The 19213-nt window shown below is 69.7% G+C and carries 15 protein-coding genes; 8 read left to right on the top strand and 7 right to left on the bottom strand.

Going from position 1 to position 19213, the window contains the following annotated elements; all coding sequences use genetic code 11:
• Positions 1–331 precede the first annotated feature (331 nt).
• The 5 genes from AB0C20_RS00075 to AB0C20_RS00055 all read left to right on the top strand — a co-directional run bounded on the left by AB0C20_RS00075 (position 332) and on the right by AB0C20_RS00055 (position 6156).
• On the top strand, positions 332–2863 hold the full coding sequence (locus AB0C20_RS00075; RefSeq protein ID WP_357178622.1) for a bifunctional diguanylate cyclase/phosphodiesterase: 2532 nt from the start codon (positions 332–334) through the stop codon (positions 2861–2863).
• 50 nt (positions 2864–2913) lie between these two features.
• A complete protein-coding gene (locus tag AB0C20_RS00070; RefSeq protein WP_357566885.1) occupies positions 2914–4293 on the top strand; it encodes a glycosyltransferase family 87 protein in 1380 nt (459 codons plus the stop codon).
• 41 nt (positions 4294–4334) lie between these two features.
• Positions 4335–4967: a phosphoribosyltransferase gene (locus AB0C20_RS00065; RefSeq protein WP_238687608.1), complete on the top strand. Its 633-nt coding sequence runs from the start codon at positions 4335–4337 to the stop codon at positions 4965–4967.
• Positions 4968–4989: 22 nt separating this feature from the next.
• Complete coding sequence (locus AB0C20_RS00060) at positions 4990–5373, top strand: zf-TFIIB domain-containing protein (RefSeq protein WP_210782052.1); 384 nt, start codon at positions 4990–4992, stop codon at positions 5371–5373.
• 105 nt (positions 5374–5478) lie between these two features.
• Positions 5479–6156 (top strand): maleylpyruvate isomerase N-terminal domain-containing protein, encoded by a 678-nt coding sequence (locus AB0C20_RS00055; protein WP_357566884.1) that lies wholly within the window; start codon positions 5479–5481, stop codon positions 6154–6156.
• Between the two features lie 20 nt (positions 6157–6176).
• On the opposite strand, the gene dnaB is transcribed toward AB0C20_RS00055, so the two are convergent.
• Positions 6177–7583 (bottom strand): replicative DNA helicase, encoded by a 1407-nt coding sequence (dnaB, locus tag AB0C20_RS00050; protein WP_357178637.1) that lies wholly within the window; start codon positions 7581–7583, stop codon positions 6177–6179.
• A gap of 395 nt (positions 7584–7978) precedes the next feature.
• On the opposite strand from dnaB, the gene AB0C20_RS00045 reads away from it, so the two are divergent.
• Complete coding sequence (locus AB0C20_RS00045) at positions 7979–9532, top strand: hypothetical protein (protein ID WP_357566883.1); 1554 nt, start codon at positions 7979–7981, stop codon at positions 9530–9532.
• A gap of 115 nt (positions 9533–9647) precedes the next feature.
• On the opposite strand, the gene rplI is transcribed toward AB0C20_RS00045, so the two are convergent.
• From rplI to rpsF, 4 genes are all read right to left on the bottom strand, one after another.
• The gene (rplI, locus tag AB0C20_RS00040) at positions 9648–10094 is read right to left on the bottom strand and encodes a 50S ribosomal protein L9 (RefSeq protein WP_030487689.1); all 447 of its coding nucleotides are present in this window, start codon (positions 10092–10094) and stop codon (positions 9648–9650) included.
• A gap of 14 nt (positions 10095–10108) precedes the next feature.
• Positions 10109–10390 carry a 30S ribosomal protein S18 gene (rpsR, locus tag AB0C20_RS00035; RefSeq protein ID WP_051723758.1) on the bottom strand — a complete coding sequence of 94 codons (282 nt, stop codon included), beginning with the start codon at positions 10388–10390 and terminating at the stop codon, positions 10109–10111.
• Positions 10390–10926 carry a single-stranded DNA-binding protein gene (locus AB0C20_RS00030; protein WP_181518404.1) on the bottom strand — a complete coding sequence of 179 codons (537 nt, stop codon included), beginning with the start codon at positions 10924–10926 and terminating at the stop codon, positions 10390–10392. Before AB0C20_RS00030 ends, rpsR begins: the two co-directional genes overlap by 1 nt.
• A gap of 80 nt (positions 10927–11006) precedes the next feature.
• Positions 11007–11297, bottom strand: a complete 291-nt coding sequence (rpsF, locus tag AB0C20_RS00025; protein WP_036391391.1) for a 30S ribosomal protein S6 — start codon at positions 11295–11297, stop codon at positions 11007–11009.
• A 629-nt stretch (positions 11298–11926) separates the two neighbouring features.
• On the opposite strand from rpsF, the gene AB0C20_RS00020 reads away from it, so the two are divergent.
• Both AB0C20_RS00020 and AB0C20_RS00015 read left to right on the top strand, forming a co-directional pair.
• Positions 11927–12718, top strand: coding sequence for a deoxyribonuclease IV (locus tag AB0C20_RS00020; protein ID WP_357178645.1), 792 nt, complete (start codon positions 11927–11929; stop codon positions 12716–12718).
• Complete coding sequence (locus AB0C20_RS00015) at positions 12715–14829, top strand: hypothetical protein (protein WP_357566882.1); 2115 nt, start codon at positions 12715–12717, stop codon at positions 14827–14829. Before AB0C20_RS00020 ends, AB0C20_RS00015 begins: the two co-directional genes overlap by 4 nt.
• 108 nt (positions 14830–14937) lie before the next feature.
• Here AB0C20_RS00015 and AB0C20_RS00010 read toward each other — a convergent pair whose 3' ends face one another.
• Together AB0C20_RS00010 and AB0C20_RS00005 are read right to left on the bottom strand one after the other, a co-directional pair.
• Entirely contained in the window at positions 14938–16446 is a 1509-nt protein-coding gene (locus tag AB0C20_RS00010; protein WP_357178651.1) for a glycosyltransferase 87 family protein, read from the bottom strand.
• A 126-nt stretch (positions 16447–16572) separates the two neighbouring features.
• On the bottom strand, positions 16573–19213 hold a 2641-nt coding region (locus AB0C20_RS00005; protein WP_357566881.1), incomplete at its 5' end, for a transglycosylase domain-containing protein.

Genomic DNA, 19213 nt, shown 5'->3' with positions numbered 1-19213 from the left:
CGTCCGCAGTTGCAAGGTGCCACTTGAATCCAGCGCCGGCACGCTCGACCGCACTGCGTTCAGTAACGATGGACAGAACGTGATAAACAGGCTTCAACTTGGCTAATGTTGCGCATACCGACATTTATTTCTTCTAGCCTGCCCTTCCGGCTCTTAAGCTGCCTTTCGGAGGAAGACCTCCCCATCCGGGGACAGGTACTCCAATTGACGCAGCGAGAGAAGGGGGCAACGCGATGCGTGGCACCGACTGGAACTGACAAGTTCGACACAGGACTTCTGAGGGCCCGAGCAGTAGGCTGCGAGAACGCGCAGGCAGTCCTCCGGGAGCGGCATGACCCTTCCTCAGCGACGAGAGATTGAGACCGATCGGCGGCTGTTGCTGCTCGTCGGTCTCGTCGTCGTTGTTGCCACGGTCATCGTCGCCACGTCACTTCCGGCCGCGTTGCGTTCGGCGAAGCCAGAGACGGTGAACGACGCTGCGGTCCTTGTCATGCTCACGCTCATGATCGCGTTGGGCACGCTGGTCAAGGCCCGCGTACGGATCCGGTCGACGACCCAGTCGATCAGCTGGAACGAGACAGCGATCATCGTCGGTGCAGCCATCGCTCCAACGTCAGTAGTCGTGCTCTGCACCGCAGTCGGGATCGCCCTCGCCTCGATTCGCCTCACACCGATAAAGCTGGCCTTCGGTATCGGCAAGAACGTCATAGTGGCCTGGGGCGCCGGCACGGCACTCGCGATGACGACCTGGACCTGGCCGCCCACGGGAACAGCCCCCCTGATGCTGCTGGGGCCGTTGGCACTCGCCTACCTGGTCGCGGCGCTCCTGGACGACCTACTCGCCATCCCAGTCATCGCGCTCGCCTCCCAGACCAGGATCGCGAAGCACTTCCGCAGCAACCTCGACCTTCGGCTCGCCGGCTTCGCCGTGCGGTTCGCCGTCGCGGCCTGCACGCTGCTGATCATCCGGATGGACCCCCGGCTCCTGCTCGCCGTCCCACCCCTGGTGCTGAGCCTGCACCTGGCCTACTCCGCGCGGATTCGAGGCCGCACCGAGCAGCAGGCGTGGCAACGGCTCGCCCGCACCACCGACGCGCTCAACGTGGTCGACCTGGACAACGTCCTCACCACCGCCGTCACCCAGGCCGCCGAGTTGTTCTCCGCCGACGAGGTCGAGATCGAGCTGCGCGACGGCGGCCGCGCCGTACGCGGCGGCACCGCCGGCATCACCTTCGACGGCCCGACCGGCACGCCCACCGACGTGGGCGGCACTATCGTCCCCGCGCCGCTGGAGGGCCACGACCGGACTGTCGACATCGGCATGCTTCGACTGCGCTTCCGCGGCCCGGTGCAGCTCTCCGAGCGGGAGCAGTACACCCTGCGGACCTTCGCCTCCGCGCTGTGCACCGCCGTCCGCAACGCCCAGGCGTACGCCGAACTGGCCCGGGTCGCCGACGAGCACGCGTACGCGGCCTCGCACGACGCGCTGACCGACCTGGCCAACCGTCGGCACCTCCTCGACGAGGGCACCGAGCAGTTGAGCACTCGCCATGCCGACGGGGTGACAGCGCTGGTGCTGATCGACCTCAACCACTTCAAGGAGGTCAACGACACGCTCGGGCATGCCGCCGGCGACCAGGTACTGGTGCAGGTCGCCGACCGGTTGCGGGGTGCTGCCCAGCCGAGCGACCTGGTGGCCCGCCTCGGCGGCGACGAGTTCGCCGTACTCATGCGCGGTCTGCCGGCCCCGGCGGTCGCCGCGCACCGGGCCGAGACGTTGCTCGCCGCCCTGCACGAGCCGTTCGAGCTGGATGGCATGCGAATCAGCGTCGAAGCCAGCGGCGGGATCTCCGGCGCCCCGTCCAACGGCGGCATGGCCGAGTTGCTGCGCCGCGCCGACGTGGCGATGTACCAGGCGAAGCGGGCCGGGCAGCGGATCTCCACGTACGCCCCGACCCGCGACACCGCCGACCTCGGTCGCCTCACCCTCGGCGGTGACCTACCGCGCGCGGTCGCCGACCACGAGTTCGTCGTCAACTTCCAACCGATCGTCGACCTGCGCTCCGGTGAGGTGACCAGCGCCGAGGCACTGGCCCGCTGGCACCACCCCACCCACGGCCTGATCGACCCGCTGCGGTTCCTGGAGGCGGTGGAACGGTCCGGCCTGCTACCGGCCTTCGCCGAAGCGATCCTCGACCAGGCGCTGATCGCGGCGGTGAGTTGGCGCGACGCCGGCTTCGACGTACCGGTCGCGGTCAACGTGTCCCCGCGCAGCCTGCTCGACGCGCGGTTCCCCGGCTCGGTGCTGGCCCGCCTCAGAGCCCACGACCTACCACCGGACCGGCTGGTCCTGGAGTTGACCGAGACGCTGACCCTCAGCCAACTCGACGTGGTCGACCGGGTGCTCAGCCGGCTCCGCGACGAGGGAGTCCGGTTGGCGTTGGACGACTTCGGCACCGGCTACTCCTCGCTCTCGCTGCTCTCCCGAATCCCGGTCCACGAGCTGAAGATCGACCGGAGCTTCGTGACGACGATGGAGAGCTCGGCGGAGGCCGCCGCCGTCATCCGCTCCACCCTCGACCTGGGTCGCAGCCTCGACCTGGACGTGGTGGCCGAGGGCGTCGAGAGCGAGCCGCAACGGCGGGCCCTCTGGGAGTTGGGCTGCGTCGCCGGCCAGGGGCATCTGTTCGCCCGGCCGATGCCGTCCGGCACCCTGCTCGCGGCGATGCAGCGCGGCTCGGGCGGCCGACCGGGCACCCTCGCCGCGCCGCTGCACGACACCGGGGCGGTGATCCGGTTGAGCCAGAACCGCCGCCAGGCCGGCCGTTCCAGGCCCGACCGCCTGCCACACCTGCCCGCCTGAGCAGGCATCGCCCCGTTGCGCGGGCAGCCCGGTCTGCCAGACTGTCGCGCGTGATCGTCGACGACCCGACCGCCCACCGCAGTCGCTGGCACTGGCGCACGCTCGACGACGCCGCCGGCGGACTCGCCCTCGACCTGGGCCTCTACGCCGTGTCGGCCACCTTCGCCGCGATCACCGCTGTCACGTCGACACTGCTGCCGCACCGCGCCTGGGGCGCTGTCGCCGCCGTCGGCTACCTGCTCGCAACGGTGACGGTGATCGCCCAACTTCTGCTGCGTCGACGTTCTCCGTCCTCCCGGCTGAGCGGTCTGCCAGCCCGCTGGGCGGTCACCGGTCTCGCCTGGGCCACCACCACACTGCTGCCCCTGGCCTGGCAGAGCGTCGACCGCGCCGGTGGACGCACCGACCGGGCCCAGGAGGAGGTGCTGGTCGTCGAGCAGGCCGGCAGTCGCCTCCTGGAACACGGCACGCCATACCTCGGACCCGACGCCATCGCCGCCCTGCCACCGGGCGAGCAACTGATGGGCTACACCCCTTACCAGCCCGGCATGGCGATGTTCGGCCTGCCCAGAGCACTGCTCGACACCTGGTGGACCGACTCCCGGGTCTGGTTCGCGGTGGGCACCGCGCTGGCGCTCGCCCTGGCCGTGGCCGCCCTGCGCAGAACACCGGCCACCACCGACGAGGCCACCACCGACGAGGCCACTGCCGGCCAGGCCACCACCACCGCGACCCACCGGCGGGACTCCGCCCTGCTGCGCGGCGTGCAGGCCGCCACCGTACTGCCGATCTGTGCCCTCACCCTCGCCACCGGCGGCGACGACCTACCCGTACTCGCGCTCTGCCTGCTGGCCCTCGCGTTCGCCGCCGCCGACCGCCCCGGCCGGGCCGGCCTCGCGGTCGGACTCGCTGGCGCGCTGAAGCTGTTCGCCTGGCCGGTCGCCCTGGTCCTGATCGTCTGGGGCCTGACCCGACGCGCCGGCACCCGAGTCGCCATCGGCGCGATCGGACTGCCCATCGCCGCACTACTACCGGCGCTGCTGGTGGACCGCGATGCCCTCACCGAGAACGTGCTGCGCTTCCCCCTCGGCCACGGGCTGGTCACCAGCCCAGCGCAGTCCCCGTTCCCCGGCTACCTGATCGCCAACGCGCTACCCGCCGGCCGGCTGATCGCCGCCGGGCTGCTGGTCGCCGCCGGAGTGGCCATCGCCGTCCGGCTCGCCCGCCGCCCGCCCCGCACCGCCGTCGCCACCGCGCTCATCTGCGGGTACGGGCTGCTCGCCGCCATCGCCCTGATGCCCTCGACCCGCTTCGGCTACCTGCTGTACCCACTGGCCCTGCTGACCTGGGCTCCCGCCCTGCACCGCGCTGGCGACACACCGACCGCCGCGGTTGCCGATGAGCGGTCCGGTCGGACCACTTCGGCGTAACTTCCGAGCGGAACGGCGCGTCAGGGCGTAGACCTGAAGGCATGACCACGTACCGCGACCGGGCCGACGCCGGCCGGGTGCTCTCCGAACGGCTCACCGCGCTCATCGGCGAACCGGACATCGTCGTCCTGGGCCTCGTCCGTGGTGGCGTGCCGGTCGCCCGGGTCGTCGCCGAACGCCTCGGCGCACCACTGGACGTGCTCGTCGTCCGCAAGCTCGGCATGCCGTGGGCTCGGGAGGTCGCCTTCGGCGCACTCGGGCCCGGCGGTGTCCAGGTGCTCAACGACGCGGTGGCCAGCCGACTCAGCAGCGACGACATCGCTGAGGTCCGCCATCGGGAGCAGGCCGAACTGGAGCGCCGGGAACGGCTCTACCGGGGCGACCGCCCACAGGTGGACCTCACCGGGCGGACGGCCGTGATCGTCGACGACGGCCTCGCCACCGGCGCAACCGCCCGCGTCGCCGTCGAGGTCGTCCGCCAACTCGGGGCACACCGCGTCGTAGTCGCGGTCCCGGTCGGCGCGCAGGAGGCGTACGAACTGCTCGCCGCCGAGGCCGACCAGGTCATCTGCGCGCAACGCCCGGCGGACTTCGGCGCGGTCAGCGTCTACTACGACGATTTCCACGAGGTGTCCGACGAAGAAGTCACCGAGGCGCTCACAGCAACTGCATAGGAACAACGGGTACCGTCGGGCGATGAGTAGCCTCACCTGTCCCAAGTGTCACGGAGAAATGCGCCAGTACGAGCGCAGCGGCGTCGTCATCGACCAGTGCGGGGAGTGCCGAGGCATCTTCCTGGACCGCGGCGAGCTGGAGAAGCTGTTCGAGGCGGAGGCCAACTGGAGCCGCCAACAGGCCGGCGGCGCGCCAGGGCAGCCCGCGCAGCAGCCGGCCGGCTACCCGCCCCCGCCGCCCCCGGCGCACCAGCCCGGTTACGGCGCCGTCCCGCCGCCGCCCCCGCCCGCCCACGGCTACCCGCCGCAGCCGGCGTACGGCCACCAGCAGCAACAGCACCACGGCTACCACGGCCACTACCGGCAGAAGAAGCGCAAGGGCTTCCTCGACGACATGTTCGGCTGAGCCGGAGCCGACGTTCCGCCCGGGTCGATCCACGCGTCGGCCCGGGCACACCACCCGGGCCATTGATCGTTGGCGGGGGCGATCCTTCATGCGAGGCTGATTCGCATGACCGCGATCCGACCGGACGAGGCGCTGGCCCAGGCTTACGACGGGATCACCGCGGTGGTCGGCCGCCTGGACGACGCCGGCCTGCAACGAGCAACCCGCTGCCGTGGCTGGCTCATCGCCGACCTGCTCCTGCACGTGCTCGGCGACGCCCAGCGGGCACTCGTCACCCTGGCCAGCCCCGTCGACGGTCCCGCCGACGTCGACGACGTGAGCTACTGGCGTGACTTTCCCGCCAGCGACGATGAGGCCGCCCGGCACGCCTGGTGGGTCCGCCGATCGGCTGCCGCCTTCGACCGTCCGACCGGGATCGTCCAACTCTGGCGGGACACCGCGCCGGCGGCGGTCCGCGCCGCCACGTCAGCCGACCCCGAGGGGTACGTGACCACCCAGGGACACGTGCTGCGCGTACCGGATTTCCTCGCCACCCTGACCACCGAGGCCGCCGTCCACCACCTGGACCTGACGCTGGAACTGCCCGACGCGCCGCCGCCCGGCCCACTGGCGGTACGCGTCGCGGTAGCGACAATGGACGGCCTGCTCAGTGACGACACCGTTCGACCCAGCGCGTGGGACGACCACGACTTCCTGTTGAAGGCCACCGGGCGGGTACCGCTGACCGACCGGGACCGGCTGGAACTGGGTGAGTCGGCGGGCTGGTTCCCACTGCTCGGCTGACTGACGGGCTGCCGTGTCGGTCAGCCGATGGCCATGTCGACGAAGCGGGACAGGTGCAGCTGGGCTGCGACGGTCACCGTGTCGGTGGGCCCATTCCGATGCTTGGCAATAATAAAGTCCGCCTCCCCGGCCCGCGGCGACTCCTTGTCGTAGTAGTCGTCGCGGTGCAGAAGGATGACAACGTCCGCATCTTGCTCAATTGATCCCGATTCACGCAGGTCGGACAGCTGGGGTCGCTTGTCGGTGCGCTGCTCGGGGCCACGGTTCAGCTGACTGACCGCGATCACCGGACACTCGACCTCCTTGGCCAACAGCTTCAGGCCACGGGACAGGTCGGCGACCTCCTGCTGGCGACTCTCGGTGCGCTTCGGTGAGGTCATCAGCTGGAGATAGTCGACCACGATCATCTTGAGATCGTGCCGCTGCTTCAGCCGCCGAGCCTTGGCCCGGATCTCCATCAGGTTCATGCTCGGCGTGTCGTCGACGAAGAGCGGCGCCTCGCTGATCTCACCCATGCACCGGGCCAGTTTGGTCCAGTCGTCGTCGGAGAGCTGACCGCTGCGCAGCACGTGCAGCGGCACCCGCGCCTCAGCGGAGAGCAGCCGCATGACGATCTCGACCTTGCTCATTTCCAGCGAGAAAATGGCTGCCGCCTGGTTGGCGCGAATAGCAGCATTTCGGGCAAAGTCCATGCTAGCGGTCGATTTGCCCAAGCCCGGCCTTCCGGCCACGATAATAAGTTGGCCGGCGTGCAGGCCGTTGAGCAGTCGGTCCAGGTCGCTGAACCCGGTCGGCACGCCGGTCATCATGCCGCCGGTCGCGCCCACCGCCTCGATCTCGTCCAGCGTCGGCTGCAACATGTCGGCCAGAACCGCGAAGTCCTCGCTGACCCGCCGTTCGGTGACGTCGTACACGGCTTGCTGGGCGAGGTCCACGACGTCGTCCACGTCGCGGCTGCCGCCGCTGGCGGTGCCGTAGCCCAACTGCACGATCTTCGTGCCGGCCTCGACCAGTCGGCGTAGCACTGCCCGCTCGCTGACGATGCGGGCGTAGTACGCGGCGTTGGCGGCGGTGGGCACGCTGGCGATGAGTGTGTGCAGGTACGGCGCGCCACCGATGCGTACCAGATCCCCGGAGTCGGCGAGCGCCGCCGCGACCGTGATGGAGTCGGCCGGCTCACCCCGGCCGTATATGTCGAGGATGATGTCGAAGATGGTGGCGTGCACCGGCCGGTAGAAGTCGTTGGTCTTGAGGATCTCGACGACGTCGGCGATGGCGTCCTTGGAGAGCAGCATGCCGCCGATGACGCACTGCTCGGCTGCGACGTCCTGGGGCGGGGTCTTGTCGAACTGGCCATCCCGCTGCTGCGCAGGTGGCTGACCTCCGCCGGAGCGTGGTTCTGCCCGCATGTCGTCGGTGATCGACACGGGTCCCCCCTCCACTGCGCCGGATCCAACCCCAGCTCTACCGCTGGGGTACGACACTTCCGTCCGACCGGGCCGGTCGATCGGGGGCCATCGCCGGCGGTCGAGGGCCAACCATACGGACCCCGAGGTCAGAGACTCAACAACGCCGGTGGACGAGCCTCGGGACAACCTGTGGATCCCGGTGGACAGCATGTGCGCAGCGTGTGCACAGCCTGTGGATAACCATTGGGGAATTCTCGGCCAAATGTCGCTGACCTGCGAATACATACTCCCCAGCCTGTGGAGGAGAATATTTCGGTCGGGCCTGTGACACGATCGTCCCGTACTATCTCCAGCGAACGGCTACACCTGGACAGCGGATTCCGCTTTCGGTTCAGAAGGGTCACACTCCGGCCGTGAATTACCGGGACTGGGGACGCGGCGATGGCAGCCCGCGCGAGCGCCAGCCAACCGCCTCGTGGGGTGAGCGCGCGGCGTCCGTTCCGGTTGATCCGTACGACGAGGACGGGCGCTACCGCACCTCCAGTCGGCGGCGTGCGTTGGACCGGGGCCAGGACGAGCCTGTCGACGCCTACCTGCCCCGGTGGGCGCTGGAGTCAGGGGTTCGGCACGCGGACGGCGGTGGTCGCCACGCGGCACCGGACGACGACGAGGACGAGCCCGAGCGGCCGATCTCCGGGGCAGGCCGACGGTCCGCCGAGTCGTCGGGTGGTCGGCGGCGGGGCAGCGAGCCGCGTCGGCGGGAGCAGGCAGCGATCGGCCCGGCGCCAGACTCGGACCACACCCGAGAGTGGACGCTCGACCGTCCCCAGGACCAGGGGTACTCCGGCCGCCGACGGGCCGACGCCGGGGAGGACGAGCCGGTCTCCGGCGCTGTCTCGGACCGACGCCCCCGCCGCGCGCCAGTTGGCCGTCCGCAGGTGATCTGGTCGGGCGGGGAGCCGGAGTCCGCCCCGAGCGAGCAGGTGCCGGACCAGGAGCCGAGCCGTCCCAGCCGGCGAAGTCGCCGTGCGGCGGAGGAGTCCTGGACCCGTCCGGCGGCCGACCCGTGGGCCCGCGGATCGGACCGGGCGGCGGAGCCCGAACCGTCGTACCCGCCTGCGGTGGACCCGTGGGACGCCTCGGGCGTGCACGCGTGGCCGCCGGCGGCCGGCGCGGACGGCGGGGACCTGAGCGGGCAGTGGTCGGCGGTGGAGAGCGTCGGTGGCTGGGAGCGGTCGGACCGCACCGGCCAGTGGGAGCGGTCCGCGATCGAGGACGACCAGTGGGACCGTACGCTGGCGCCGCGCTCCGATCGCTCGGTGGCGGCCGAGGGGTGGCCGAGCCGGGAAGACGGGTTCTGGTCCGGCACTCGGTTGGCCGATGACGATCCGCGTTGGATGGATCCGACGACGTCGGCACCTCGGTCTCCGGTGGTGGGATACACCGCTCCGCGGCCGCGCAGCGCGCCTGCACCGCGTACGGCTGCGCCGCGTGCGGGTACGCCCCGGCGTCGGGCGGACCGGCCGGCGGTGGGAACGGCGTCGGTACGTCGGCGGGTCGAGTCGGCCGCCACTGGTGCCTGGGCGCGGCGTCTGGAGGACGACCTACTGGACCCGGATCCGGGTGGGTCCGTCCGGCCTCTGCTGTACACGGCGGCCTGTTACCTGGTGCCCGCGATGCTGATCTTCGTTTGGCTGTTGACGTTGGACAGCCAGGCGCCGGCTGGTTGTGTGACCGACATCAGCGGGGGCGGGTGTGAGTCCGCCCGGTCCCGCGCGCTGGAGTCACTACTGGCCGGTTCGCCGCGCTTCGGTCTGGCGCTGGTGAGCAGTCTGGTGGTGGCGGCGCTGCTGCGGCGGGTGGGTACGACGTGGCGCTCGGCGACAATCGCGGTTGCCGCCGCGGTGGTGGGCGGCGGCCTGTCCACGGTGCTGATCAGCGCGGTGACGGGCCAGCCCATCGGGTGAGCCGCCGGCGAGCCGCCGACCACCTTGGCCCGGGCAGTGTGCCGGATCGGACGACCTACGCACGAGGGCCCGCACCGATCGCTCGGTGCGGGCCCTCGTGGTGGTGTTGCGGACGTCAGCCCTGAACGACGTTCAGGTTGAACGACGCGGTCACCTCAGGGTGCAGCTTGATCTTCACCGGGTAGGCGCCGATCGACTTGATGTGACCGGGCACCTCCAGCCGGCGACGATCGAGAACCGGGCCGCTGGCGGCCTTGACGGCGTCGACGATCTCGGCCGGGGTGACCGAGCCGAAGAGCCGTCCACCGTCGCCGGCGCGGACCTTCAGGTTGACCTTGAGACCCTCGAGCTGAGCCTTGACCTCGTTGGCGTGGTCGAGGTCGCGGATCTCGCGGGCCCCACGGGCCCGCTTGATGACCGTGACCTGCTTTTCCGCGCCCTTGGTCCAGACGATCGCGAAGCCCTGCGGCAGCAGGTAGTTACGGCCGTAGCCGTTCTTGACCTCGACGATGTCGCCCGGGGCACCGAGGCCGGACACTTCCTGAGTCAGGATGATCTTCATATCGGTGCCTCCTCTCAGCGGGTGGTGGCCGTGTACGGCAGGAGTGCCATCTCACGGGCGTTCTTGACCGCACGGGCGATCTGCCGCTGCTGCTGCGAGGTGACGCCGGTCACCCGCCGAGCGCGGATCTTGCCGCGGTCGGAGATGAACTTGCGCAGCAGCGCGGTGTCCTTGTAATCGATGTAGGCGATCCCGTCCTTGTCGAGCGGGTTCACCTTCTTCTTGGGCTTGCGCAGTGCCGCAGCCTTGGCCGTTGCACGTGCTCCTGGTTTGCGATCGCGAGCGCTAGGCGCCATTAGAACGGTGGCTCCTCGTCAAAATTGGCGCCCGAACCGGCACGCGCGGGAGAAGGAGCAGCCGAAGCCCAGGGGTCGTCGAAGTTGCCTCCGCCGCCACCCTGGTTGCCACCGCCACCGCCGCCACCGAAGCCGCCGCCGCCACCGCCGGAGCGGGACATCTTCTGCACCTTCGCCGTGGCGTAGCGCAGCGACGGGCCGATCTCGTCGACCTCAAGCTCGATGACAGTGCGCTTCTCACCCTCGCGGGTCTCGTACGACCGCTGACGCAGCCGGCCCGACACGATCACCCGAGCGCCACGCTGCAGCGACTCGGCGACGTGCTCGGCGGCCTGGCGCCACACGGTGCATGCGAGGAACAGCGGCTCGCCGTCCTTCCATTCGTTCGACGCCTTGTCCATGAAACGGGGCGTCGAAGCGACTCGGAACTTGGCGACCGCAGCCCCGGAGGGGGTGAACCGCAACTCGGGGTCATCGGTCAGATTGCCGATGACCGTGATGGTGGTGTCTCCTGCCATGACCATCTCCTCGCGCACTCAGCGTCTCGTCGTACAGGCTCGCAGAGCCGTACGACAGAGTCGCGGAGGCTGATCCGGACGAACCGGGGTTGGATGCTCTAGCGCATTTCCGGTCGGATGACCTTGGTGCGCAGCACGGACTCGTTGAGCCGGAGCTGACGGTCCAGCTCGGCCACCGCAGCAGGCGTGGCCTGCAGGTCGATGACGGCGTAGATGCCTTCGGCCTTTTTGTTGATCTCGTACGCGAGGCGCCGACGGCCCCACACGTCGGTCTTCTCAACCGAGCCACCCGCGGTCCGAATCACGTTCAGGTACGTGTCGAGCGACGGTGCGACGGTGCGCTCCTCGAGGCTGGAGTCGAGGATGACCATTAGTTCGTAGTGACGCAAGACGTGCTCACCTCCTGTGGGCTAAGCGGCCACGGTCCTTCCGTGGCAGGAGGTCTTGTGTCGCTGCCCGCACGCGCCGAGGGAACCCGGCCGGACGCGGACAACCTGACCAGGATACCCGGTCCCAACGATCATGCCCGGGGTGGTCGGGCCCGGGCCCGGACGAGCCGACAGGGGCCCACCGTCCGACCGTCAATTGGTCGGTGGTGGGCCCCTGTCTACGAGGCCGCGGGGCGTCCGGTCCGCATTCCTTGGGTGGGACCTGGGGAGGAACGACCACACCGATGAGGTTGGACCGAAGACGCCCCGCGGAGCTTTATCGTGTTGTTATCTGACGATACAACAGCACTCGTACCTTGTCGGGGGGAAAAGCACAATTTTCCGAGATTCGTCGTCGCTCGGTATCCGCTGTGCGATGGGGTCGCCCCCGCTGCGCCGGGCCGCGCCGCGGGGGTGACCTCGCTGTCGGCCGTCGACCGCCGGTCGCCGTGTGCGACGCTCGCGCCGCTGGCGGCACCGGGATGCTGGTCGCCGGTTCAAACCCATCAACGATCGTCGGTCCCTCCGGTGACGCGACACCGCGCCGGCCGTCGCCCCGCCGGTCGGGGGCGCGACGTAGGCTCGCTCGCATGCGTATCGGAGCCCACGTCGACTCGACCGACCCGCTGGCGGAGGCGGCCGCCCGGTCCGCCGAGACCGTGCAGTTCTTCCTCGCCGACCCACAGGGTTGGAAGGCGCCCAAGCCTCGCGAAGATGCCGAGCGGCTACGCGCCGCCGAAGTCGACCTCTACGTGCACGCGCCATACGTCATCAACGTGGCAACGCTCAACAACCGCATCCGGATCCCGAGCCGCAAGCTGCTACTCGGGCACGCCAACGCGGCCACCGCCATCGGCGCCAAGGGCCTGATCGTCCACGGTGGGCACGTCAACGCCGGCGACGACCTGGCCGTCGGCTTCGACAACTGGCGCAAGACCTTCGCGTACGCGGCGGACTCCGGCGGCTTCGGCGTACCGGTCCTGATCGAGAACACCGCCGGCGGCGACAACGCCTGCGCCCGGCGGCTGGACGCGCTCGCCCGACTCTGGGACGCCATCGGTGACTACGAGGTCGGCTTCTGCCTGGACACCTGCCACGCGTTCGCGGGCGGCGAGGAGCTGCTCGGCCTGGTCGACCGGGTCAAGGCGATCACCGGGCGGATCGACCTGGTGCACGCGAACAACTCCAAGGGCGCGTTCAACTCCGGCCAGGACCGTCACGACAACCTGGGCGGCGGGACGATCGACCCGGAGCTCGTGGTGGCGGTGATCCGGGCGGCCGGAGCGCCGGTGGTCGTCGAGACACCGGGCGGTGTGACAGGTCAGGCCGCCGACATCGACTTCCTGCGTGAGCAGCTCGGAGCGGAGAGCCCGGCGGCATGACGAGCGGACAGCCCGGGACCGGCAACGCCCGGCCCACTCCCACCGGTGTGACCGCCGAGAGCCAACAGGCCACCACCGCCGCGGCCGGCACCCCCACCCAGCAGAACGCAGCAGCCAAGCAGGATGCCGCCGAGGGCGGCACCGCGGCCGGCGACAGCACCGCCGAGGGCACCGACGCAGCCAAGGACGGCGACGCGGCCAAGGGCAGCGACGCGGCCAAGGACGGCGACGCGGCCAAGGACGGCGACGCGGTCAAGGACGGCGACGCGGCCAAGGACGCGAAGGCGGACGAAACCGACGGTACGGATAAGGCCGACAGCGGGGCCAAGCCGGTCGGCCCGGAGCGTTGGGAGGCGTTCGCCTCCGCCCCTGAGCCGAAGCCCTCCATCTTCAGTCGCGCGGGCCGGGCGGTCGGTCGGTTCCTGATCCATGAGTGGACCCTGGCCGCCCTCGGCTCGTTGGCACTGGCCGTGTTGATGACCTGGCCGACGCTGCGCTATCCGCGCTACACCCTTCCGCAGGACTATTGGGACCCGAGCCTGCAAGCCTGGCAGATGGCCTGGTCCGGGCACATCCTGCTGGCCGAGCCGGCGCGGCTGTGGCAGTCCAACACGTTCTTCCCCGAGCTGTGGAGCTTCGCGTTCTCCGACACTCTGCTCGGGTACGCCCCGGCCGGAATGCTCGGCAGCGGTCCCGAGGACGCCGTGCTGCGCTACAACATCATGTTCGTGCTGGCGCACGCGCTCGCCACGCTCGGGGCGTATGCGCTGGCCCGACAGCTCGGGGCCGGCCGGATCGGTGCGGCCGTCGCGGGGGTGAGCTACACCTACGCGCCGTGGCTGCTGGCCCAGGCCGGGCACCTGCACGTGCTCTCCAACGGTGGCATTCCGCTGGCGCTGGCGATGTTGGCGCGCGGGCACGGGTGGTCCCTCCGACACGGCTACCGGCCGGAGCGCCGGCATGACGGTTGGGTCTACGCCGGGTGGCTGGTGGCGGCCTGGCAACTCAGCCTCGGCTTCGGCATCGGGCTGCCCTTCGCGTATTTCCTGGCCGGCGCGGTGCTGGTTGCCGCCGTCCTGTTTTTCGCACGGAGGCTGCGCACCAGGCAGGCCGTTCCGTTCGGTCGCCGGTTGTTCGTCGCCGACGTGCTCGGCGGGGTGTTGTTCGCCGGTGTCGGTCTGCTGATGGCGTTCCCGTTCTTCAAGGTGACCGAGCTGCACCCGTACGCCGAGCGCACCATCGGCGACATCAGCCTCTTCTCGCCACCGGCGTCGGGCTTCGTGACGGCGCCCGGGGAGTCGCGGATCTGGGGTGGGCTGCACGAGGGTGCCCGGGCAGCGCTGCCGTGGCACCCGGAGATGACCCTGCTGCCGGGCTTCGTGCTCTACGCGCTCGCAGCGGGCGGGTTGCTCTTCTCGGTGTGGCGGCTGCGGCACCGACTGCTGCTGCTCGCCGGGGTGCTGCTGACGATGGCCTTTGCCATGGGCACCCGTTTCTTCGACGGCACCTTCACCTACGTGCCTCTCTTCGAGCATCTGCCGGGCTGGAGCGGGCTGCGTACCCCCGGACGGTTGATGCTCTGGACCACGTTGTTGCTCGGCCTACTCGCGGCGGGCGCGGTCACCGCCCTCACCGACCGGGTCCGCGAGTTGACAGCGCAACGGATCCCGTCGTGGCCGGGCCCGTGGCTGCGGATGGCCACCCTGCTGCCGTTGCTGCTGGTCACCGTCGAGGGCCTGAACACCACCCCACACCCGGTGGTGCCGACCCAACCGGCGGCAATGCGTTCGGCGGAGGGCCCGCTGCTGGTGCTGCCCAGCAATCAGAGCCTGGACCAGCACGTGATGCTCTGGTCGACCAGCGGGTTCCCCGACGTGGTCAACGGCGGTAGCGGCTTCACGCCGCGCCAGCTCGACGACGTCCGTCGGGTGAGCCAGTCGTTCCCGGACCAGACGAGCGTCGACTACCTGCGCACGCTCGGCGTCCGCACTGTGGTGCTGCTGCGCGGCCAGGTGGCCGGCACACCATGGGAAATCAACATCGACGCGCCGGTCGACTCGCTGGGCATCAGCCGGCAGGACGTCGGCGACGCTGTCGTCTATCGCCTGTGAAGCTTTAGGGCGGGGCCCACCCGGCTCCGGGCGGTCAGGCTTGATCCCTGCGCCGGGTGGGCTCCCCCGAAAACCCCGACCTGGTCCGGGCCGCGGTCGGCCTTAGGGTCAGGTCGTGGGCACCGGCACGGGTGCTTGTTCGCTGGCCGTCGTGGGGCGGCGCCAGCGGTCTATCCAGGGTGCGTCCGGGGCGCCGTCGAGAACGCCACCGTCCGGGTCGTCCGGGTAGGTGGCCCGCACCGCGTCCTGCTCGGGGTGCAGGATCTCCTTGACGACGAAGACGCAGAGCACCACCACGGTCACCAGTCGCAGTGTCGAGGCCAGCACGAACACCCCTTCCGGGAAGACCGGACGGCTGGTTGCCGCGCCGAGCAGTTCCCCGTAGAAGGCGACGAAGTAGCAGACCTCGGCGATCTGCCAGGCCAGGAATGCGCCCCACTTCGGTCGGGCCAGCACCACGAGCGGGAGCAGCCAGAGCACGAACTGCTGCGACCAGACCTTGCTGAAGATGAGGAACGCGGCGACCACCAGGAAGGCGAGCTGACCCAGCCGCGGTCGGCGCGGCGCCCGCAGCGCCAGCACGGCGACGCCGAGGCAGGCCAGCCCGAACAGCGCGTACGAGACGGTGTTGAGGGTCGGGATGTTGGCGTTGAGCCACTCGAACGGGCCGAGATTGGCGGGGTCGTTGCCGACCTTGCCGTCCAGGTAGCGCCCGATGTACCAGAGCGTGCCCCAGTCGATCGGTCGGGTGGTGTTCAGTTCGAAGAACCGGTCCCAGTTCTCCGGGTACGCGCGGGCGGCCGGCAGGTTGACCAGCACGACTGCCGCGATGGCCGTCCCGATGGCGGTGAGCGCGGCACGAACCCGGTCGGCCCGTAACGCCAGGATGAGGATCGGCCCGAGCAGGAAGAGCGGCCAGAGCTTCGCCGCGCCGGCCAATCCGAGCAGCACTCCGGCCACCGCCGGTCGTTTTCGGGCCCAGGCCAGCAGGCCGAAGGCGGCCAGCCCGATGGCGAGCAGATCCCAGTTGACTGTGGCGGTGAGCACCAACGCCGGGGCGAGTGCGAACATCGCCGCGTCCCAGGGTCGCCGGCGGCGCAGCGCCAGGATCACCGCCACCGTGGCCACAGCGAGCGCGCCCAGCACCAGCGCGTTGAGGTTGTAGAACCACTGGCCCTGGTTGATGCTCGGATCGCCGTCACCGATGGCGTGCACCGGCAGGCCCAGCGCCCCCATGAAGTAGCCGGTCAGGACCGGGTACTCGACCGGGTGGTCGCGGTAGGGCACCTTGCCCTCATTGAGCCCTTCGGCGTAGTAGAGGGCGAGGACGTCGGTGTAGCAGAACCGGGTGTACTGGACGTTGTTCTGCCAGGCGCCGTCCTGGCAGGGCGATTTCTGCACCCAGTGCAGGGCGAGCGTGAGGCACACCATCGCCAGGACGATCCGCACGGCGGTCCAGAAGCGACGCTCCCGACCGGCCGGCCGGTCCACCGCTGTCGCGTGGTCGCCCAGCGGCCCGCCGATGACGCTGGAGATGCCGCGGACGAACCCGTCGGAGCGGGACGGGTGATCGGTGGTTCCGGCGTCGTCGATGCCGGGCGTCGACTGGGTGCTCATGAAGAGGCATCCTGCCGTACGACAGGGGTACCCGTCCTGTCCCGGCGCCGAGTTCCGGGTACGAAAACGCCGCCGCCGGCCGGGACAGGTCGTCCGGCCGGCGGCGGCGTCGTGTGCTGGTGCCTGTCAGTCCCGGTTGGGTGGCAGGCCGGGCAACAGCCCTCCACCGCCACCACCGGTGCCGCCACCGCCGGGATTGCCTCCTGGGTTACCTCCCGGGTTACCGCCGGGATTGCCCCCGGGGTTACCGCCAGGGTTACCACCACCAGGGTTGTTGCCCCCGGGATTGCAGAGGATGTCGATCAGCGGGTTACAGGGGGTGCCCTGGCCGGGCTGACCCCCCGGGCTGGGTGGCGGCGGCGGGGGCGGCGGGGCTTCACCGTTTCCGGAATCCGGATCGCCGATGTTCTGGGCCGGCGGGAAGTCGACCTTGGGCTTGCCCTTCAGCGCCTCGTCCATGAACCGCTCCCAGATGTCGCCCGGGAGGTTGCCACCGCTGACCTTCCGCTTGTCCTTGAGGATGAGTGGCTTCCGGTCCTTCACGTTGCCCACCCACACCGCGGTGGCCAACTGTGGCGTGTAACCGATCATCCAGGCGTCGCCGTTGTCCCTGCTGTCGTCCTTGAGTTCCCAGGTACCGGTCTTGGAGGCCGCCTTGCGACCGTCGTCGAGCCGGTGGTTGACAGCGGCCGGGTAGTCCTTCAGCACCGACGTCACGTCGTCCACAACGCCCTTGTCGATTCTCCGCTTCGAGTCGAGCTTCTCGCTGTAGATCTTGTCCCACTTACCGGTGGTCGGGTTCTGCTTCTCCACCGAGTAGAGGAAGTGCGCCTTGTTGTAGACGCCCCCGTTGGCGAACGTGGCGACGCCGTTGGCGTGGTCCAGCACGGTGATCGGGTACTGGCCATAGCCGACCACGTTGAAGAACGGCTCCGGCGTGATGTCCTTCGGGTCGGTCTTGGTCAGGTCGTAGGACTTCGCCGGGTTGGTGTCGGTGCGCCACATGGTGGTGACGCCGGCCTGCTTGGCCATGTCGATGACCTTGTCCGCGCCGATCGCCTCGGTGACGTAGTAGAACGGCACGTTCAGGGACTTGAGCGTGGACACCCGCAGCGTGCATGAGTTGCCGCAGTCGGGGTTGTCGTCGCCCGCGTTGCTGACCTTGAACGTGCCTTCCGGCTTGAATGCCTTGCCCTTCCACCGAGACTCGAGCGACTTCTTCTCCTTGAGCGCGGCCGCCAGGGTGTAGATCTTGAAGCTTGATCCGGGCGAGTGGCCGCCGCTGATCGCCCCGCTGGAGTCGGTGTTCTTGCCGGCGTAGTCGGTGCCGGTGCCGTTGTCACCGCCGTAGTAGGCGACGACCCGACCGTTTGTGGGGTCGATCGACACCACCGCGGCCATGAGGTTGGACGGCTGACCGGCCAACTCGGAGCCCTTGGACTTGCGCTGGGCCGTCGCGACCGCCGCCGCCTGCATCTTGGTGTCGACGGTGGTGCGGATCCGGTAACCGCCGGCCATCAACGCCTGGGAACACAGCGGCTTGGTATCTGTCACCTCTGCGTCCTTCTCGACGCAGATGCCCCTGTCCCGCATCTCTTGCCGGACGTAGTTGATGACATTGCCGTACGGGGTGTTGACGCCGAAGTCGACGCCGATGCCGCCCTTCTTCGGGGCCTTGAGGGTCTTCGTCGGGTACGCGGCCGGCCGCGGCTCCTTGCCGGGCACGCCGAGCCAGCCCTCCTTGACCATGCCCTCGATCACGTAGGTCCAGCGATCCTGGGCCGCGGTCGGGTTGATCGCCGGGTCGTACCCCTGGTGAGTGGAGCTGGGCTCTGGTTGCTTGATCAGAGCGGCGAGGACGGCACCCTCGGCCGGATTGAGCTTGCCCACCGACTTGCCGAAGTAGGTCTGCGCCGCGGCCTCGATGCCGTAGGCACCCCGGCCGAAGTAGATCACGTTGAGGTAGTGCTGCATGATCTGCGGCTTCGTGTACTCGTCGTTGAGCTTCGAGGCGAAGATCGCCTCCTTCACCTTCCGGGCGTACGTGTCGTCCTTCAGGTTGTCGTAGGCGTTGCGCGCGTACTGCTGGGTGATGGTGGAGGCGCCCTGCTTGTCGCCGCCGGAGAGGTTGTTCCAGCCGGCGCGGGCAATGCCCTTGTAGTCCACACCGGAGTGGCGGTAGAAGTTCCGGTCCTCGGCCGCGGCCACCGCGTTCTGCACGTACTCCGGAATGTCGTCGATGGTGACCAGGGTTCGGTTCTGATCGCCCACCTTGGCGATGATCGTCTTGTTGTCGAAGGCGTACAGGGTGGTCGCCTGCGGCGGAGTGATCTCGTCCGGGAGCACGACGCTCGTCGAGTAGTAGGTGAACCCGACCACGCCGATTCCGGCGAGCATGATGAAGACGGCGAACCCGGCGATCAGCAGGTTCATTCGCTTGCGCTTCTTCGCCCGCGCCGCGCCCGAGTCACCCGGACCACGGCCGCCCCGACCGGGACCACCCGGACCGCCCGGCCCACCGGGACCCCCGGGGCCGCCCGGTCCACCGGAGACCGGTGAGACGCTCGCTCGGGCGACCGCCGCACGACCACCGACCGACGCGGAGCCGACGCTGGCCCGGCCTGCTGAGGCGCTGCCGACCGAGGCCGCACCGACGGCGGCGGCACCGACAGGCAACAGGAGCACCCCGAGCACCTGCGGTTTGGTGGCCGCGTGCATCCGGGACAGCGCGTCCGGGAAACGCAGTACGCCGATCCCGGCGGCCAGG

The sequence above is a fragment of the Micromonospora sp. NPDC048843 genome (assembly GCF_040649965.1).
Taxonomy (GTDB): domain Bacteria; phylum Actinomycetota; class Actinomycetes; order Mycobacteriales; family Micromonosporaceae; genus Micromonospora; species Micromonospora hortensis.
Note: the sequence above shows the minus strand (reverse complement) of the source record. Positions and strands in the feature narration are given on the sequence as shown.